Origin of the sequence: Vibrio sp. 10N.261.45.E2 (assembly GCF_002875705.1) — a bacterium.
In the GTDB taxonomy this organism is placed as follows: domain Bacteria; phylum Pseudomonadota; class Gammaproteobacteria; order Enterobacterales; family Vibrionaceae; genus Vibrio.
The window spans coordinates 1-948 of sequence record NZ_MCZZ01000122.1 but is presented as its reverse complement, the minus strand read 5'-3'; the positions used below and the strand labels follow the sequence as shown (position 1 = coordinate 948).

Sequence of the window (948 nt, the reverse complement as noted above, 5' to 3'; positions counted from 1 at the left end):
GTCGGCACACTAAATTCTTTATGCTTTTGTCCGTGTTGCTACTCCCTGTTAAAGAGTGTTGACACCAACAAATCAAATTGTGGTGCCCGGAGGCGGAATCGAACCACCGACACGAGGATTTTCAATCCTCTGCTCTACCGACTGAGCTATCCGGGCAACGGAGCGCTATTAAACGGATTTTCTGCATAACCGTCAACACCTTTTTTGAAATTAATTGAAAAAAACGTTCGTTAGTTGTTTTTTTATTCAAAAGTGAGGCTTACGTTTTACCTTGGTTAAAATCTTTCTTGAATTTTGTTACTTTTTCTAAGTATCGACGCGACTCTTTGTTTGGGTGTTTCTTAGTAAGTGCCCAGTATGCTTGGCTAGGTTGCAGCGAGTTTAGGTCTCGCATTGCTCGCTTTCTGTCCTTACTGAAGGTATTGAGTACACCACCTGTACCGCCGTTGTATGCTGAAATCATACTGTACTCGAGCGTTGTCGGGTGTTTTACGTCTTTTAAATAACGATTTTTGAGTATGTAAAAGTATGCGGTACCAGCATCAATGTTGTTTTCTGGATTAAATAAATACTCAGGAGTGGGTTCTCCAGGCTTATTTTTTACTAGCTTAAAGACATCTCGACCAGCGGTTTTAGGTACCACCTGCATAAGGCCGTATGCATTTGCCCAGCTCACCGCGTAGGGGTTGAAACTACTTTCTGTTTTGATAATCGCGTAGATCAAGTCTTCAGGAATGTCGTAACGCTGAGATGCTCGTCGAACGATGTCGGCGTATTGGTAACTACGCTGACTTGCGTGATCTGCCACCATTGGGATCTCAACGTAGTAGGCTTTTTTAAAGTCGACTTCTTTGGTTTTTAGGTTATTTGCGATCAGATAATCAGCGAACTGGTTCGCGCGCCATGTCCATTGGATGGGCTTTTTTTCGGTTCATCGCGGATTAGCGG

1 tRNA gene and 1 pseudogene are annotated in these 948 nt (G+C 43.4%); both read right to left on the bottom strand.

Going from position 1 to position 948, the window contains the following annotated elements:
* Window positions 1–80: 80 nt before the first annotated feature.
* Window positions 81–156: transfer RNA gene (locus BCT34_RS11385), tRNA-Phe, on the bottom strand.
* Between the two features lie 103 nt (window positions 157–259).
* A pseudogene (locus BCT34_RS11380) lies at window positions 260–928 on the bottom strand (murein transglycosylase domain-containing protein); the annotation flags it as partial.
* Window positions 929–948 lie beyond the last annotated feature (20 nt).